The 19,878-nt window shown below is 73.1% G+C and carries 1 protein-coding gene; it reads right to left on the bottom strand.

Translation table 11 applies throughout. The features are described 5' to 3' along the window. Positions 1-19,862: SDR family NAD(P)-dependent oxidoreductase (locus tag ACFY3J_RS33345; protein WP_390842402.1), on the bottom strand; the 19,862-nt coding region annotated here is incomplete at its 3' end. Between the last annotated feature and the right edge of the window lie 16 nt (positions 19,863-19,878).

Consider the following 19,878-nt stretch of genomic DNA (forward strand, 5'->3'; position numbering starts at 1 on the left):
CCACCGGTACCACCCGTCACCAGCACCACACCCTCCCCACCGAACGCCGGAACGGCCTCGGCGGTGGGAGCGGGACGACGGACCAGACGGGCGGCGCGGAGTTCGTCGTCCTGGAGGCGGAGCTGGGGTTCGTCGCCCAGGAGGGCGGCGAGCGGGAGCGGACGGGTGGTCGCGGGGTCGAGGTCGATCAGGCCGAAGCAGCCCGGGTTCTCGGACTGGGCGGAGCGCACCAGGCCCCAGACCGCGGCGGCGGCCGGGTCGTGGCCGGTGGTCGCGCCCCGGGTCACGAAGACGAACCTCGTGGCGGAGTGACGCTCGTCCTCCAGACGGGTCCGCACCAGCTCCAGCACGTGCCGGGTGAGGGCGTGGGTGACGGCCGGGGTGTCGGTCGGGGTGTCGGTCCCCTCCTCGTGTTCTTGGGCGGCGACGGGCAGCAGCACCAGTTCGGGCAACTCGGCGTCGTCCGTCAGGGAAGCGCGTCGGCCGATCTCGGTGCCGGTCGCCCGCAGGCTCTCGACGAGCCCGAAGGAATCCTCGCCGACGATCTCCGCCGTCGGCTCCGCGGTCGCGGCCGGGGTGGCCGCGGTCCCCGTGACCGGGGTCCAGTCGAGGCGGAACAGGGAGTCGCGGACGAGTGCCGCGGCGGAGCTGAGCGCCTCCTCGGACACGGCGCGCATGGTGAGCGCCCGGACGGCGGCGACGGGGGCGCCGGTGGTGTCGGCGACGGCCAGCGTGAGCGTGCCGTCGGTGTCGCGGCCGAGCCGGACACGGACGGACGAGGCGCCGGAGGCGAGCAGCGAGACGCCGTTCCAGGAGAACGGGACGCTGCCGGTCGTGCCGTCACCGGCCGGGGCCGTGAGCCAGGCGGCGTGCAGGCCGGCGTCGAGCAGTGCCGGGTGGAGGCCGAAGCTCTCGGCTTCCTTCTGTGTGCCGTCCGGCAGCGCGATCTCCGCGAACACCTCGTCGCCGCGGCGCCAGGCGGCCCGCAGGCCCTGGAAGGAGGGACCGTAGGCGAAGCCCTCGGCCTCGCGTGCCTCGTAGAAGCCGGTCAGGTCGACGGGTTCGGTGTTCACCGGCGGCCACACCGTGGCGTCGAACGGCACGGCGGCCGTCGGGAGTCCGGTGGCGAGGACGCCGGTGGCGTGCTGGGTCCAGGGGGCGTCGGTGGACTGCTCCGGGCGCGAGTGGACCGTGACGGTACGGCGTCCGGCGGCGTCCGCGACGCCCACCCGCACCTGAGTGCGGACGGCGCCCTGCGCGGAGAGGACCAGCGGCGCGGCGAGGGTCAGTTCCTCGACGTGGTCGCAGCCGACCTCGTCGCCCGCGCGGACCGCCATCTCCAGGAGGGCCGTGCCCGGCAGCAGGACGGTGCCCATGACGGCGTGGTCGGCCAGCCACGGGTGCGAGTGCAGTGACAGGCGCCCGGTGAAGACCAGGTCCTCGCCCTCGGCGAGTTCGACGACCGCGTTGAGCAGCGGGTGGGCTGCCGAGCTGATGCCGACGGAGTTGACGTCCGTGGCGTCGCGCTTGCCGGCGGGCCAGAAGGGCCGGTGCTGGAAGGCGTAGGTCGGAAGTTCGAGGGGGCGGGCTCCGGTGAGGGCCAGGAACCCGGCCCAGTCGACGCGGCTGCCGGTGGCGTGCAGCCGTCCGAGGGCGGCCAGGGCCGTGCGCTCCTCGGCCACGATCTTGCGCAGCAGCGGGATGGTGACGGTCTCGTCGCCGGTCAGCGACTCCTGGGCCATCGCGGACAGGACCCCGTCCGGACCCAGCTCCAGGAACGTGGTCACATCCTGCTCCTCGAGCGTGGCCACCCCATCGGCGAAGCGGACCGCCTCACGGACGTGGCGCACCCAGTACTCGGGTGAGCACAGCTCCTCGGCCGTGGCGAGAGCACCGGTCAGGTTCGACACCACCGGGATCACCGGGGCGGCGTAGGACAACTCCTCGGCCACCGCCCGGAACTCGTCCAGCATCGGATCCATCAGCGGCGAGTGGAACGCGTGCGACACCCGCAGCCGGGTGGTCTTGCGGCCGTCCGCCTCGAACCGCGCAGCCAGCTCCAGTACGGCACCTTCGACGCCCGAGACGACCACGGACGTGGGTCCGTTGAGTGCGGCGATCGACACCTCGTCGGTGAGGTACGGGATGACCTCGTCCTCCGTGGCCTGCACCGCCACCATCGCGCCACCGGCCGGCAACGCCTGCATCAGACGGCCACGAGCGGCCACCAGGCGGGCGGCGTCCTCCAGGGTGAACACCCCGGCGACGTGCGCGGCGGCTATCTCACCGATGGAGTGGCCGGCCACGAAGTCCGGCGTGACTCCGAAGGATTCGACGAGGCGGTAGAGGGCGACTTCGACGGCGAACAGCGCGGGCTGAGTCCACCCGGTCTCGTTCAGCAGGTCGGCGTCCTCACCCCACATGACATCCCGCAGCGAACCACCCAACTCACCATCCAGCACTGCCAGTACGGCATCCAGGGCCTCCGCGAACACCGGGAACCGGCCATACAGCTCACGCCCCATCCCCAACCGCTGCGAACCCTGACCCGAGAACAGCGCGGCACGACGGCCCGACGTCTGGGGGCCGGTGGCGACGGAGGGGTGGGGCTCGCCGGACGCGAGGGCGGCCAGGGCGTGCACCGTCTCCTCGTGCTCGGCGGCGAGCACCACGCCTCGGTGGGCGAACAGGGAACGCTGGGTCGCGAGGGAAAGTGCCACATCTGCGGGGCGCAGTCCGGGCGTCAGCCGGACGTGCGTGAGCAGGCGGGCGGCCTGGTCGCGCAGCGCCTCCGGCGACTTGCCGGACAGCACCCACGGCACGACGGCGGGCTCCACCGCGTCCGCCTCCGGCACCGAAGCGGCGACCACCGTGCCCTGAACCACCCTTGCCGGCTGCTCCAGGATGACGTGGGCGTTCGTACCGCTGATGCCGAAGGAGGAGACACCGGCGCGGCGCACCCGGTCCGTCTCGGGCCACTCCGTCTGCTCGGTGAGCAGTTCGACGGCACCGGCACTCCAGTCGACGTGCGAGGACGGCTCGGTGATGTTGAGGGTGCGGGGCAGCACGCCGTGGCGCATCGCCATGATCATCTTGATGACACCAGCGGCGCCGGCCGCGGCCTGCGTGTGGCCCAGGTTGGACTTCACGGAGCCGAGCAGCAGGGGGCGGTCCTCCGGGCGGTTCTGGCCGTAGGTGGCGATCAGGGCCTGGGCCTCGATCGGGTCACCCAGGGTCGTCCCCGTGCCGTGCGCCTCGACGGCGTCCACGTCGCCGGTCGAGAGTCCACCGCTGGCGAGCGCCTGGCGGATCACCCGCTGCTGGGACGGGCCGTTGGGGGCGGTGAGGCCGTTGGAGGCACCGTCCTGGTTGACGGCGGAACCGCGGACCACGGCGAGAACACGGTGGCCGTTGCGGATCGCGTCGGACTGCCGCTCCAGCAGGAGCATGCCGACGCCCTCCGCCCAGCCGACACCGTCCGCCGAGTCCGAGAACGCCTTGCACCGACCGTCGGGCGACAAACCTCGCTGGCGGGAGAACTCGACGAAGGCGGTGGGCGTCGACATCACGGTCACACCGCCCGCGAGGGCGAGCGAGCACTCGCCCGACCGCAGTGCCTGGGCGGCCCAGTGCAGGGCGACCAGGGAGGACGAGCAGGCGGTGTCGACCGTGACGGCCGGACCCTCGAAGCCGAAGGTGTACGAGACCCGGCCGGAGGCCACGCTGCCCGCACTGCTGCCCTGGAAGCCCTCGAACTCCTTGCCGCCCAGCAGGCTGCCGTAGTCGTGGTACATGACACCGGCGAACACACCGGTCGTGCTGCCGCGCAGGCTCTGCGGGTCGATACCGGCCCGCTCAATGGCTTCCCAGGAGGTCTCCAGCAGCAGACGCTGCTGCGAGTCGGTGGCCATCGCCTCACGCGGGCTCATGCCGAAGAAGTCGGCGTCGAACTCCGCGGCGTCGTGCAGGAATCCGCCGGAGCGGGTGTACGAGGTGCCGCTGTGGGCCGGGTCCGGGTCGTACAGGGAGTCGACGTCCCAGCCGCGGTTGGCCGGGAAGTCGGAGATGGCGTCGGTGCCGTCGCTGACCAGGCGCCACAGATCCTCGGGCGAGGCGACCCCGCCCGGGAAGCGGCAGGCCATGCCCACGATCACGATCGGATCGTCCTCCGTCGACGGCAACAGCGTGACGGGGGTGAGCGTCTCGGCCTCGGCGCCGAACAACTCGGTGAGCAAGTGGTCGGCCAGCGCGGACAGCGTGGGATGGTCGAAGATCGCCGTCGCCGACAGACGCAGACCGGTCGCGGTGCGCAGGCGGTTGCGGAGTTCGACCGCGGTGAGCGAGTCGAAGCCGAGGTCACGGAAGGCGCGGTCGGCGTCGATGTCCGATCCGGCAGCGTGGCCGAGGACCAGGGCAGCGCTCGCCCGGACCAGGTCGAGCAGGACCTCGTGGCGCTGCTCGCGGTCAAGTCCGGCAAGTCGCTGGACCAGTCCGGCGTCGGCGCCCTCGGCCGCCCTGGTCGCGGCGGCACGGCGCACGGGGGTACGGATCAGCCCGCGCAGAAGGGCCGGGATCTCCGGCCGGCCCCGGAAGGCGGCAAGGTCCAGGCGGCTGGTGACGAGAGCGGCCTCACCGGTGGTGAGGGCCGCGTCGAAGAGGGCCAAGCCCTGCTCGACCGTGATGAGCGGCATCCCGGACTCGGCAGCCCGCCGGACATCACGCTCGCCGAGCCCGGCCGTCATGCCCGCACCCTGCCGCCAGGGACCCCAAGCCAGCGAGATGGCGGGCAGACCCAGGGACTGACGGTGAGCGGCGAAAGCATCCAAGAAGGCGTTACCGGCCGCGTAGTTGGCCTGGCCCGCACCACCGAACACACCAGCAACCGACGAGAAGACCACGAACGCGTCCAGGTCCAGGTGACGCGTTGCCTCATGCAGGTTCCAGGCGCCGTCCACCTTGGGCCGCAGCACGAAGTCGAGACGGTCGGGGGTGAGAGAGGCGAAGATGCCGTCGTCGAGAACACCGGCCGTGTGTACGACCGCGGTGAGCGGGTGCTCCGCCGGGATCTCCGCGACCAGCGCGGCCACCGCATCCCGGTCGGCGACGTCACACGCCGCCACCGAGACCTCGGCACCCAGCCCCTCCAGATCCGCCACCAACTCGCCAGCGCCTGCGGCAGTCAGACCGGAACGGCTGGTCAGCAGCAGGCGCCGCACCCCCCGCTCGGCCACCAGGTGACGGGCCACCAGACCACCCAGACCACCGGTACCACCCGTCACCAGAACCGTCCCCTCCGACGACCACACGGCCTCGGCAGCGGGATCGGCGGTGGCACGGGTCAGACGGGCGGCAAGAGCACGACCGCCACGCAGCGCGAGCTGCGGCTCGTCCAGGGCGAGCGCGCGCGCGAGGACGGAGTCAGAGGCACCGTCGAGGTCGACAAACCCGAAGGCACCCGGGTTCTCGGTCTGCGCGGAACGGACCAGACCCAGCACCGCAGCGGCAGCAAGGTCGGTCACCGAGGCGTCGTCAGTGGCGACGGCACCACGGGTGACGAGGACCAGACGAGAACCGCTGAACCGGTCCTCCGCCAACCACTCCTGAAGAAGAGCCAGAGCCGCCGCGGCCCGGCTGTGCACGGAGCCCGGTGTGTCATCGACGTCGGAACCGGCCGTCAGCGGAACCAGTACGGCACCGGGTACCGGCGCGTCGGCCGCGAGCAGATCGGCGAGAGTCGCATACCGGACAGCGCCGTCGCCGAGGGCTTCGGCCAGGTCGTCCGTGTCCGGACCCAGCAGGGCAACACCCTCGGAACCGGTGCCCTCCGGCAGCGGGACCGGCGTCCACTCCAGCCGGAACAACGCATCACGCAGGTGTCCGGCGTCGCTGGACAGCTGGTCGGCGTCGACCGGGCGCGCGAGCAACCGGGCGATGGAGACCACGGGCCGGCCTGCGGGGTCGACAGCGGTCACGGACATCCCGTTCGCACCCGCCGGGGCGAGGCGGACGCGCAGCGCGGTGGCGCCGGAGGCGTGCAGGCTGACGCCCTCCCACGAGAACGGAAGACCACCGTCATCATCGGTGAGCAACGCGGGATGCAGAGCGGCGTCGAGAAGAGCGGGATGCACGGCGAAACCAGCCGCGTCCTCGCTGCCCTCCTCGGGCAACATGACCTCCGCGTACAGCACCTCACCCGCGCTCCAAGCGGCAGTGAGGCCCTGGAAGAGCGGACCGTAGGCGAAGCCACGAGCGGCGAAACGCTCGTAGCAGTCATCGGCGTCAACGGCCTCAGCACCGACAGGCGGCCACACGCTGGTGTCGAAGGCGGCTTCGGCAGCGCTGCCGCCTGTCGCCAACGTGCCAGTGACGTGCAGCGTCCAGGCACCGTCCGTAGCGCCCTCGGGGCGCGAGTGCACGGTGACAGAACACCGACCACCATCGTCGGCGCCACCCACACGGACCTGGAGCAGGACTCCGCCGTCCTGCGGCAGCACCAGCGGCGCGGCAAGGGTGAGTTCCTCGACCTGGTCGCAGCCGACCTCGTCACCCGCACGGATCGCGAGATCCAGGAAAGCGGTGCCCGGCAGCAGGACGGTGCCCATGACGGCGTGGTCGGCGAGCCAGGGGTGCGATTGAAGAGAGAGGCGACCGGTGAAGAGCACGCCTTCGCCCTCAGCGAGCTCCACCGAGCCGTTGAGCAGCGGGTGTCCGGCGGCGGTGAGGCCGACGACCGCGGCGGCGGAGTGCGTGCCGCTGGGCCAGTAGGTGGTGTGCTGGAACGCGTAGGTCGGCAGGTCGACGCGGGTGGCGCCGGTGCCGGCGAAGAATGCGTCCCAGTCGAGCCGCAGGCCCGCCGTGTGCAGGGCGGCGAGGGCGGTCAGGGCAGCGGTCTCCTCGTCGCGGTCCTTGCGCAGGACCGGGATCGTCATGGTCTCGTCGCCGGTCAGCGACTCCTGCGCCATCGCGGACAGGACCCCGTCCGGGCCCAGTTCCAGGAACGTGGTCACACCCTGCTCCTCGAGCGTGGCCACCCCATCGGCGAAACGCACCACCTCACGGACATGACGCACCCAGTACTCGGCCGAGCACAACTCCTCAGCCGTGGCCAAGGAACCGGTCAGGTTCGACACCACCGGGATCACCGGGGCCGCGAACGACAGGCCCTCCGCCACCACCCGGAACTCGTCCAGCATCGGGTCCATCAGCGGCGAGTGGAACGCATGCGACACCCGCAGCATCGTCGCCTTGCGACCCTCCGCCTCAAGCCGTGCCGCGACCTCCAGCACGGCGCCTTCCTCACCCGAGACGACCACCGACGTGGGTCCGTTGAGTGCGGCGATCGACACCTCGTCGGTGAGGTACGGGATGACCTCGTCCTCGGTCGCCTGCACCGCCACCATCGCGCCACCGGCCGGCAACGCCTGCATCAGACGTCCACGAGCCGCCACCAGGCGAGCGGCGTCCTCCAGGGTGAACACCCCGGCCACATGCGCGGCCGCGATCTCACCGATGGAGTGACCGGCCACGAAGTCCGGCCTCACACCCCACGACTCCACCAGCCGGTACAGCGCCACCTCGACGGCGAACAGCGCGGGCTGAGTCCACCCGGTCTCGTTCAGCAGACCGGCAGCCTCACCCCACATCACCTTCCGCAGCGAACCACCCAACTCAACGTCCAGGACAGCGAGAACGGCATCCAGAGCCTCAGCGAACACCGGGAACCGGCCGTACAGCTCACGCCCCATCCCCAACCGCTGCGAACCCTGACCCGAGAACAACACCGCACGGCGTCCGGGGCGGGCGCGACCGTTAACGGTGACGGAGTCCGAGTCCACCCCGTCGTCGGCGAGGGCGGTCAGGGCGCGGAGGGCGTCCTCCCGGCCGGTGGCCAGGACGACCGCGCGGTGGTCGAACGCGGAACGGCTGGTCGCCAGCGAATAGCCGAGGTCGAGCGGGCGCAGCCCCGTACGCTCGCGGACCGTGTCGAGCAGGCGCGCGGCCTGGTCGCGCAGCGCCTCGGGCGACTTGCCGGAGAGGACCAGCGGGACGACGGCGGGTTCGGCACCGTCCGCTCCGGCCGTCTCCGGTGCCGGTGCGGCGACCGGCTGCTCCAGGATGACGTGGGCGTTGGTGCCGCTGATGCCGAAGGAGGAGACACCGGCGCGGCGCACCCGGTCCGTCTCGGGCCACTCCGTCTGCTCGGTGAGCAGTTCGACGGCGCCGGCGCTCCAGTCGACGTGTGAGGACGGGGCGTCCACGTGCAGGGTGCGCGGGAGCACACCGTGCCGCATCGCCATGATCATCTTGATGACACCGGCGACACCGGCCGCGGCCTGGGTGTGGCCGATGTTCGACTTCAACGAGCCGAGCCACAGGGGCTGCTCGTCGGTGCGGTTCTGGCCGTAGGTGGCGATCAGGGCCTGGGCCTCGATCGGGTCACCGAGCGTCGTCCCCGTGCCGTGCGCCTCGACGGCGTCCACGTCGCCGGTCGAGAGCCCGCCGCTGGCGAGCGCCTGGCGGACCACCCGCTGCTGCGAGGGCCCGTTGGGAGCCGTCAGACCATTCGAGGCACCGTCTTGGTTGACGGCGGAGCCACGGACAACCGCGAGGATCTGGTGGCCGTTGCGGATCGCGTCGGACTGCCGCTCCAGCAGGAGCATGCCGACACCCTCCGCCCAGCCGACACCGTCGGCCGACTCGGCGAACGCCTTGGAGCGGCCGTCGGCAGCGAGACCTCGCTGGCGGGAGAACTCGATGAAGGTGCTGGGCGTCGACATCACGGTCACACCGCCGGCCAGGGCGAGCGAGCACTCACCTGACCGCAGGGCCTGGGCGGCCCAGTGCAGGGCGACCAGGGAGGACGAGCAGGCGGTGTCGACCGTGACGGCCGGACCCTCGAAGCCGAAGGTGTACGAGACCCGGCCGGAGGCCACGCTGCCCGCGCTGCCCTGGCCCTGGAAGCCCTCGAACTCCTTGCCGCCCAGCAGGCTGCCGTAGTCGTGGTACATGACGCCGGCGAAGACGCCGGTGCGGCTGTCACGGAGGCTGTGCGGGTCGATACCGGCCCGCTCGATCGCCTCCCAGGAGGTCTCAAGGAGCAGACGCTGCTGGGAGTCCGTCGCGAGCGCCTCCCGGGGGCTCATGCCGAAGAAGCCGGGGTCGAAGTCGCCCGCGTCGTGCAGGAATCCGCCGGAGCGGGTGTACGAGGTGCCGGTGTGCTCGGGGTCCGGGTGGTACAGGTTCTCCACGTTCCAGCCGCGGTTGGCCGGGAAGTCGGAGATGGCGTCGGTGCCCTCGCTGACCAGGCGCCACAAGTCCTCGGGCGAGACGACCCCGCCCGGGAAGCGGCAGGCCATGCCGACGATCACGATCGGATCGTCCTCCGTCGACGGCAGCAACGTGACGGGGGTGAGCGTCTCGGCCTCGGCGCCGAACAACTCGGTGAGCAAGTGGTCGGCCAGCGCGGACAGCGTGGGATGGTCGAAGACCATGGTGGCCGACAGACGCAGACCGGTCGCGGTGCGCAGGCGGTTGCGGAGTTCGACCGCGGTGAGGGAGTCGAAGCCGAGGTCACGGAAGGCGCGGTCGGCGTCGATGTCCGATCCGGCGGCGTGGCCGAGGACCAGGGCAGCGCTCGCCCGGACCAGGTCGAGCAGGACCTCGTGGCGCTGCTCGCGGTCGAGCCGGGCGAGCCGCTGGACCAGTCCGGCGTCGGCGCCCTCGGCCGCCCTGGTCGCGGCGGTGCGGCGCACGGGGGTACGGATCAGCCCGCGCAGAAGGGCCGGGATCTCCGGCCGGCCCCGGAAGGCGGCGAGGTCCAGGCGGCTGGTGACGAGAGCGGCCTCATCGGTGGTGAGGGCCGCGTCGAAGAGGGCAAGACCCTGCTTGATGGTGATGAGCGGCATCCCGGACTCGGCGGCCCGGCGAATGTCACGCTCGTCGAGTCCGGCCGTCATGCCCGCACCCTGCTGCCAGGGGCCCCAGGCGAGGGAGGTGGCGGGCAGGCCGAGGGACTGGCGGTGAGCGGTCAGGGCGTCCAGGAAGGCGTTGGCGGCCGCGTAGTTGGCCTGGCCCGCGCCGCCGAAGACACCCGCGACGGACGAGAAGACCACGAACGCGTCCAGGTCGAGGTGACGCGTTGCCTCATGGAGGTTCCAGGCGCCGTCCACCTTGGGCTGCAGCACGGTGGCAAGCCGCTCGCCGGTCAGCGAGCCGAGCACACCGTCGTCGAGAACACCGGCCGTGTGTACGACCGCGGTGAGCGGGTGCTCCGCGACGAGCGCGGCCACCGCGTCCCGGTCGGCGACATCACACGCCGCCACCGAAACCTCGGCACCCAACCCCTCCAGCTCCGCCACCAACTCCCCGGCACCCGCGGCACCCGGACCGGAACGGCTGGTCAGCAGCAGACGCCGCACCCCCCGCTCCGTAACGAGATGCCGGGCCACCAGACCACCCAGACCACCCGTACCACCCGTCACCAACACCGTCCCCTCCGACGACCACACGGCCTCGGCAGCGGGATCGGCGGTGGCACGGGCCAGGCGGGCGGCAAGAGCACGACCGCCACGCAGCGCGAGCTGCGGCTCGTCCAGGGCTAGGGCACGGGTGAGAACGGAGTCGGAGACACCGTCGGCATCCAGGTCGACAAACCCGAAGGCACCCGGGTTCTCGGTCTGTGCCGAACGGACCAGACCCAGCACCGCAGCGGCAGCAAGGTCGGTCACCGGGGCGTCGTCAGTGGCGACGGCACCGCGACTGACGAGGACCAGACGAGAACCGCTGAACCGGTCCTCCGCCAGCCACTCCTGAAGAAGAGCCAGAGCCGCCGCTGTCCGCGTGTGCACGGAGCCCGGCGTGTCATCGACGTCGGAACCGGCCGTCAGCGGAACCAGTACGGCACCGGGAACCGGCGCGTCGGCCGCGAGCAGATCGGCGAGAGTCGCATTCCGGACAGCGCCGTCGCCGAGGGCTTCGGCCAGGTCCTCGGTGTCTGGGCCGAGCAGGGCGAGGTTCACAGAGCCCGTGCCCTCCGGCAGCGGAACCGGAGTCCACTCCAGCCGGAAGAGCGCGTCGCGCAGCTGTCCGGCGTCGCGCGTCAGCTGGTCCGCGTCGACCGGGCGGGCAAGCAGCCGGGCGACGGAGACCACGGGCCGGCCGGCCGGGTCCACCGCGGTCACGGACAGCGCGTTCGCACCCGCCGGAGCAAGACGCACGCGCAGCGTCGTCGCACCCGAAGCATCCAGGCTGACGCCCTCCCACGAGAACGGAAGACCACCGTCATCGTCGGTGAGCAACGCCGGGTGCAGGGCAGCGTCGAGCAGCGCGGGATGCACGGCGAAACCGGCCGCGTCCTCGTTGCCCTCCTCGGGCAGCGAGACCTCGGCATACATCACCTCACCAGCCCTCCAGGCCGCCGTAAGGCCCTGGAAGAGCGGACCGTAGGCGAAGCCACGAGCGGCGAAACGCTCGTAGCAGCCATCGGCGTCGACGGCCTCCGCACCGACGGGCGGCCACACACTGGTGTCGAAGTCGTTGCCTGCGGGGGCGGTGTCGGACAGGGTGCCCGTGGCGTGCAGCGTCCAGACGCCGTCGGTGGCGTCCTCGGGACGGGCGTGCACCGTAATGGCGCGCCGCCCACCATCATCAGCGCTGCCCACACGAACCTGGATCAGAACGGCGCTGTCCTGCGGCAGCACCAGCGGCGCAGCGAGGGTGAGTTCATCGACCCGATCGCAGCCGACCTCGTCACCCGCACGGATCGCGAGGTCGACAAAGGCGGTGCCGGGCAGCAGGACAGTGCCCGTCACGGCGTGGCCGGCCAGCCACGGGTGGGACTGATGCGACAGACGCCCCGTGAGCAACACGCCCTCCCCGCCGGGGAGTTCCACGGCGGCGCCGAGCAGCGGGTGGGAGGCGGAGCCGAGCCCGGCGGCGCGCATGTCGTGCGGGTGCGCCGCTCGGGCCGTGGGCCAGAACCAGCGGTGCTGGAAGGCGTAGGTCGGCAGGTCGACGCGGGCGGCCCCGCCGCCGGTGAACGCGGACGTCCAGTCGGCGTCGATGCCGAGGACGTGCAGTCGGCACAGGGCGGTGACGAGGGCCTGCTCCTCGTCCCGGTCCTTGCGCAGCAGCGGCACGGTGACGGCGTCCTCGGCGGCGGACTGCTGTGCCATGGCGGACAGCACACCGTCGGGGCCGAGTTCGACGAAGGTGGTGACGCCGTGCTCGCCGAGGGTGCCGACGCAGTCGGCGAACCGTACGGCCTCGCGGACGTGACGCACCCAGTAGTCGGCGGAGCACAGCTCGTCGGCCGTGGCGAGAGCACCGGTCAGGTTCGACACCACCGGAATCACCGGCGCCGCGAACGCCAACTCCTCGACCACGGCCCGGAACTCGTCGAGCATCGGGGTCATCAGCGGCGAGTGGAAGGCGTGGCTGACCCGCAGCCGACTGGTGCGCCGTCCCTGCTCGGTGAAGTGCTCGGCGACCGCGAGGGCGGCGTCCTCCGTGCCGGAGACGACCACGGACGACGGTCCGTTGCCGGCGGCGATGGAGACGTCGTCGGTGAGGTACGGGAGGACCTCGTCCTCGGTGGCCTCGACGGCGATCATGGCGCCGCCCTCGGGCAGCGCCTGCATGAGGGCCGCGCGGGCGGCGACGAGACGGCAGGCGTCCTCCAGGGAGAGGACACCGGCGACGTGCGCGGCGGCGATCTCACCGATGGAGTGACCGGCCACGAAGTCCGGCCTCACACCCCACGACTCCACCAGCCGGTACAGCGCCACCTCGACGGCGAACAGCGCGGGCTGGGTCCACCCGGTCTCGTTCAGCAGACCGGCGTCCTCACCCCACATCACCTCCCGCAGCGAACCACCCAACTCACCATCCATGACTGCGAGAACGTCATCCAGGGCCTCGGCGAACACCGGGAACCGGCCATACAACCCACGCCCCATCCCCAACCGCTGCGAACCCTGGCCGGAGAACAGGAACGCGGTGCGGCCGCCGCGGGCGGTGCCGGTCAGCACCGCGCTGTCGTCGGTCCCGGCGGCGAGGGCCGCGAGGGCGCGCAGCGCCTCGGTGCGGTCGGCGCCGAGGACGACGGCACGGTGGTCGAAGACGGAGCGGCTGGTGAGCAGCGAGTACGCGATGTCGGCCGGGCGGGCCTCGGAGTGGGCCTCGACATGGGCGAGCAGCCGGGCGGCCTGGTCGCGCAGGGCCTCGGGTGTCTTCGCGGACAGCGGCCAGGGGGCGGCCGGGAGTTCCTCGGCGGGGCCGCGCGGGGCGGCCGGGGCCGGGGTGGCGGCCGGCTGCTCGATGATGACGTGGGCGTTGGTGCCGCTGATGCCGAAGGAGGAGACACCGGCGCGGCGCACCCGGTCCGTCTCGGGCCACTCCGTCTGCTCGGTGAGCAGTTCGACGGCGCCGGCGCTCCAGTCGACGTGTGAGGACGGGGCGTCCACGTGCAGGGTGCGCGGGAGCACACCGTGCCGCATCGCCATGATCATCTTGATGACACCGGCGACGCCCGCGGCGGCCTGGGTGTGGCCGATGTTGGACTTCACGGAGCCGAGCCACAGGGGCCGCTCGGGGTCGCGGTCGCGGCCGTAGGTGGCGATGAGCGCCTGGGCCTCGATGGGGTCGCCGAGGGTGGTGCCGGTGCCGTGCGCCTCGACGACGTCGACGTCCTCGGGGGACAGTCCGCCGCTGGCGAGGGCCTGGCGGATGACACGCTGCTGGGACGGGCCGTTGGGGGCGGTGAGGCCGTTGGAGGCGCCGTCCTGGTTGACGGCGGAGCCGCGCAGCACGGCGAGGATCTCGTGGCCGTTGCGGATCGCGTCGGACCGGCGCTCCAGGACGAGCATGCCGACGCCTTCGGACCAGGCGACGCCGTCGGCGGCCTCGGCGAACGCCTTGGAGCGGCCGTCCGCGGCGAGGCCCCGCTGGCGGGAGAAGTCGACGAAGGTGCTGGGCGTCGACATGACGGTGACGCCGCCGGCCAGGGCGAGCGTGCACTCCCCCGTGCGCAGCGCCTGGGCGGCGAGGTGCATGCCGACGAGGGAGGAGGAGCAGGCGGTGTCGACGGTGACGGCGGGGCCCTCCAGGCCCAGGGTGTACGACACGCGGCCGGAGGCGACGCTGGGGGCGCTGCCGTTGCCGCGGAAGGCCTCGTACTCCTCGCCGGTGAGGATGGTGCCGTAGTCGTTGTACATGACGCCGGCGAAGACGCCGGTGCGGCTGCCGCGCAGGCTGAGCGGGTCGATGCCGGCCCGCTCGACGGCCTCCCAGGACAGTTCGAGCAGCAGGCGCTGCTGGGAGTCGGTGGAGAGTGCCTCGCGCGGGCTCATGCCGAAGAAGTCGGCGTCGAAGGAGCCGGCGTCGTGCAGGAATCCGCCGGCGCGCACATAGGTGTGTCCGGGGCGGTCGGGGTCCGGGTCGTAGAGGTTGTCGACGTCCCAGCCGCGGTTGACGGGGAACGGGCCGGTGGCGTCGGCGCCTTCGCCGACCAGGCGCCACAGGTCCTCGGGCGAGGTGACGCCGCCCGGGTAGCGGCAGGCCATGCCGACGATGACGATCGGGTCGTCGGCGGTGGCCGGGAGGGCGCCGACGGGGGTGGGCAGGGGTGTCTCGTCGCCGGCTCCGAGGAGTTCGTCGCTCAGGTGGTCGGCGAGCGCGTTCGGGGTCGGGTAGTCGAACACCATGGTCGCGGGCAGCCGCAGACCGGTGGCGGCGTTGAGGCCGTTGCGCAGTTCGACCGCGGTCAGCGAGTCGAAGCCGAGGTCCTGGAACTGGCGGGCCGCCTCAACCTGGTCGGCGTCGGCGTGACCGAGGACCTGGGCGATCTGGGTGCGGACCAGGCCGAGGAGGGTCTCGCGGCGGGCGGCGGCGTCGAGGCCGGCCAGTCGCTGGGTGAGGCTGTCGGTCACGGACACCTGGGCGGCGGCGCGGCGCACGGTGGTGCGGATCAGTCCGCGCAGCAGCGGCGCGATCTCGCCCTGGGTGCGCAGCACGGCCAGGTCGAGGCGGACCGGCAGGAGGGCGGGGCCGCCGGTGGCGAGGGCCGCGTCGAAGAGGGCGACGCCCTGTTCGACGGTGAGCGGCGGCATGCCGGAGCGTGCGATGCGCTCGACGTCGATGTCGGACAGGGTGCCGGTCATGCCGACGCTCTGGGTCCAGGGGCCCCAGGCGAGGGAGGTGGCGGGCAGGCCGAGGGCCTGGCGGTGGGCGGCGAGGGCGTCCAGGAAGGCGTTGCCGGCCGCGTAGTTGCCCTGTCCGGGGCTGCCGAGGGTGGCGGCGACGGACGAGAAGAGCACGAACGCGTCGAGGTCCAGGTCCCGGGTGAGCTCGTGCAGGTGCCAGGCGGCGTCGGCCTTGGGCCGCAGCACGGTGTCGAGGCGCTCGGGGGTGAGGGAGCCGATGACGCCGTCGTCGACCACACCGGCGGTGTGAACGACGGCGCTCAGCGGGTGCTCGGCGCGCACTCTGGCGAGGAGGGTGGCGAGCGCCTCCCGGTCGGTGACGTCGCACGCGGCGATCTCGACCGAGGCGCCGTGTCCGGTGAGTTCGTCGACGAGGGCGCGGGCGCCGTCGGCGGCCGGGCCGCGACGGCTGGCGAGCAGCAGGTGGCGGACGCCGCGTTCGGTGACGAGGTGGCGGGCGAGGACGCCACCGAGTCCGCCGGTGCCGCCGGTGATCAGGACCGTGCCGTCCGGGTTCCAGTCGGCGGGGGCGTCGGGCGCGGGCACCCGGGCCAGCCGGGCGGTGAGGACGTCGGAGCCGCGTACGGCGAGGTCGGGTTCGTCGTACGCGGCGGCCAGGGCCGCCACCAGGGCCGTGGGGGCGGCGGGGGTGTCGGTGGCGAGGTCGAGGAGGGCGAAGCGGCCGGGGTTCTCGGTGCGGGCGGTGCGGATCAGACCGGCGGCCGCGGCGGCCGCGAGGTCACCGCCCGCGGTGGCGTCGCGGGTGACGAGGACGAGCCGGGCGTCGGCGAACCGGTCCTCCGTCAGCCAGTGCTGGGCCAGGCCGAGTACGGCGGCGGCGGTGGTGTGGGCGGCGTCGGCGGCCGGGGTGTCCTGCTCGCCGGGCAGGGTGGTGAGCACGGTCTCGGGCACCGGGGCGGTGTCCGCGGCCAGCGCGGCCAGGTCGGGGTGGGCGGTGACGTGGACGCCGGTGGCGCGCAGCGTGTCGGCGAGGCCGGCGGGGTCGGCGCCGACGAGGGCGACGGTCTCCGGGAGCTGTCCGGACGGGCTCCGCAGCGGGGTCCACTCGACCTGGAAGAGGGAGTCTCGGTGGACGGCCCCCGCGGTGCCGGGGGCGTCCTTGGGGACGGCGCGGGAGACCAGGGAGTCCACGGACAGGACGGTGCCGCCCGCGGTGTCGTACACGGCGATGGAGACGGTGTCCTCGCCCACGGAGGTGATCCGGGCGCGGACGTTGGTGGCGCCGGACGCGGCGAGGTGCACGCCCTGCCAGGCGAAGGGCAGCCCGCCCTGGCTGATGGCGCCGAGGTCGGTGTAGGCGGCGGAGTGCTGGGCGGCGTCCAGGAGCGCGGGGTGCAGGCCGAAGTCCGCGGGGTCGGTGCCGGCGTTCTCGGGGACGGCGACCTCGGCGAACACGTCGGTGCCGCGGCGCCAGGCGGCGCGCAGGCCACGGAAGGCGGGCCCGTAGTCGAAGCCGAGGCCGGCGAGGCGCTCGTAGCAGCCGTCGAGGTCGACCCGCTCGGCGCCGGCGGGGGGCCAGACGGTGGCGTCGAAAGCGGCGTCCGGGGCGCCGGCGCCGGTGGTGAGGACACCGGTGGCGTGCTGCGACCAGGGCAGGTCGAAGCCGTCCTCGACCCGGGAGAAGATGCCGAGCGCGCGGCGGCCCGCGGGGTCGGGGGCACCCACCCGGACCTGGAGCTGGACGGCGCCGCGTTCGGGGAGCACCAGCGGGGCGGCGAGGGTGAGTTCCTCGACGCGGTCGCAGCCGGCCTCGTCGCCCGCGCGGATGGCGAGTTCGACGAAGGCGGTGCCGGGCAGCAGGGCGCGGCCCTGGACGCCGTGGTCGGCGAGCCAGGGGTGGGAGTGGACGGAGAGCCTGCTGGTGAACAGGAACCCCTCGTCGTCGGCGAGTTCGACGGCGGCGCCGAGCAGCGGGTGGTCGGCGGAGCCGAGTCCGGCGGCGGTGACGTCCTGGGTGGCGCGGCCCGCGGCCGGCCAGAACCGCTGGTTCTGGAAGGGGTAGGTGGGCAGGTCGGCGCGCAGGGCGCCGGTGGCGTCGAAGAGGCGCGCCCAGCGGACGGTGACGCCGCGGACGTGCACCCGGGCGAGTCCGGTGAGGGCGGACTCCTCCTCGGGGCGGTCCTTGCGCAGCAGCGGGACGGCGGTGGTGCCCTCGGGCAGCGACTCCTGCGCCATCGCGGACAGCACGCCGTCGGGGCCGACTTCGAGGATGGTGGTGACGCCGCGGCGGGCGAGGGTGGTGACGCCGTCGGCGAAGCGGACGGCCTCGCGGACGTGGCGGACCCAGTAGTCGGCGGTGCACAGGTCGGCGGGGTCGGCGACGGCGCCGGTCAGGTTGGAGACGACCGGGATGCGCGGCTCGTGGTAGGTGAGGCCCTGGGCGACGCCGCGGAACTCCTCCAGCATCGGGTCCATGAGCGGCGAGTGGAAGGCGTGGCTGACCCGCAGCCGGGTGGTCTTGCGGTCCTGCGCCTCGAAGTGGGCGGCGATCACGGCGACTTCGTCCTCGTCACCGGCGACGACCACCGACGAAGGACCGTTGACCGCGGCGATGGAGACCCGCTCCGTCAGATGCGGGACGACCTCCTCCTCGGTGGCGCGCACCGCGAGCATCGCACCGCCCCGCGGCAGCGCCTGCATCAGGCGGGCACGGGCGGCGACCAGCGTGCACGCGTCCTGAAGCGACAGCACCCCGGCGACATGCGCCGCGGCGATCTCACCGATGGAGTGGCCGCCGACGTAGTCGGGGGTGACGCCCAGGGAGGAGACGAGGCGGTAGAGGGCGACCTCGACGGCGAACAGCGCGGGCTGGGTCCAGCCGGTCTCGCTCAGGAGGCCGGCGTCGGAGCCCCAGACGACCTCGCGCAGCGGGCGGTCGGTGTGGCGGTCGAGGAGGGCGGCGATCTCGTCGAAGGCCTCGGCGAACACCGGGAAGCGGGCGTGCAGTTCGCGGCCCATGCCGAGGCGCTGGGAGCCCTGGCCGGAGAACAGGACGGCCGAGGCGCCGTCGTCGACCGAGCCGTGGGCGATCTCGGTGGCGCCCGAGGCGTCGGTGCCGTCGCAGAGCAGGACGGCGCGGTGCTCGAAGGTGGCGCGTCCGTCGGCGAGAGCGAAGCCGATGTCGAGCGGGTCGGCGCCCGGGTGGCCGGCGAGGTGGGCGGCGAGGCGCTCGCGCTGGGCGGCGAGCGCGGCGGCGGTACGGCCGGACAGGGTCCACGGGACGAGCGCGGGGCGGACGGCGGGGTCCGGGGCGGGGCGCTCGGGTGCGGCGGGGGCCTGTTCGAGGATGAGGTGGGCGTTGGTGCCGCTGATGCCGAAGGAGGAGACGCCGGCCCGGCGGGCGCGGCCGGTCTCGGGCCAGTCGACGGCGCGGTCGAGGAGTTCGACCGCGCCGGCGGTCCAGTCGACGTTGCTGGTCGGCCGGTCGGCGTGGAGGCTTCGGGGCAGGACTCCGTGCTGGATCGCCATGATCATCTTGATCACGCCGGCGGCGCCGGAGGCGGCCTGGGCGTGGCCGATGTTCGACTTGACGGAGCCGAGCCGCAGCGGCCGTTCGCGGTCCTGGCCGTAGGTGGCGAGCAGCGCCTGTGCCTCGATCGGGTCGCCGAGGGTGGTGCCGGTGCCGTGCGCCTCGACCGCGTCGACGTCCGCGGCGGTCAGGTGCGCGCTGTCCAGGGCGGCGCGGATGACGCGCTGCTGGGACGGGCCGTTGGGGGCGGTCAGGCCGTTGGAGGCGCCGTCCTGGTTGATGGCGGAGCCGCGCAGCACGGCGAGGACCGTGCGGCCCTCGCGCTGGGCGTCGGACAGCCGCATCAGGACGAACAGGCCGGCGCCCTCGGCCCAGCCGGTGCCGTCGGCGTCGTCGGAGAACGGCTTGCAGCGGCCGTCGGCGGCCAGTCCGCTCTGCGAGGTGAACGCGACGAACGGGTGGGGCGTCGCCATGACGGACGCGCCGCCCGCCAGGGCCAGGGAGCATTCGCCGCCCCGCAGTGCCTGCACGGCCAGGTGCAGGGAGACCAGCGACGAGGAGCAGCCGGTGTCGACGGTGACCGCCGGGCCCTCGGCGCCCAGGAAGTAGGAGAGCCGGCCGGAGATCACGCTGGCGGCGTGACCGGTGGTGGAGTACACCTCGGCGTCCTCGTCGGACGCCTTGATGACCTCCGCGTAGTCCTGGCCCGTGGTGCCCATGAACACGCCCGTGCGGCTGCCGCGCAGCGTGGAGGGGTCGATGCCGGCCCGCTCCAGGGCCTCCCAGGCGATCTCCAGGAGGATGCGCTGCTGCGGGTCCATGGCGACGGCCTCGCGGGGCGAGATGCCGAAGAACCCGGGGTCGAAGCAGGCGGCGTCCCGCAGGAAGCCGCCGACCTGGGCGAGGCTGCTGCCCTCGCCGCCGCCCGCCAGCCGGTCCAGGTCCCAGCCGCGGTCGGTCGGGAACGGGCCGATGACGTCGCGGCCCTGGGCGACGAGCTCCCACAGGTCCTCGGGGGAGGCGACGCCGCCGGGGAAGCGGCAGCCGATGCCGACGACGGCGATCGGCTCCGCTGCCGAGGCGACCAGCTGCTCGTTCTGCTTGCGCAGCCGCTCGATCTCCTTCAGGGACGACCGCAGCGCCTCGACGTACTTGTTGGGGGACGTGCTCATCGTGTTCCAGCTCTCT

The sequence above is a fragment of the Streptomyces sp. NPDC001231 genome (assembly GCF_042896885.1).
Taxonomy (GTDB): Bacteria; Actinomycetota; Actinomycetes; order Streptomycetales; family Streptomycetaceae; genus Streptomyces.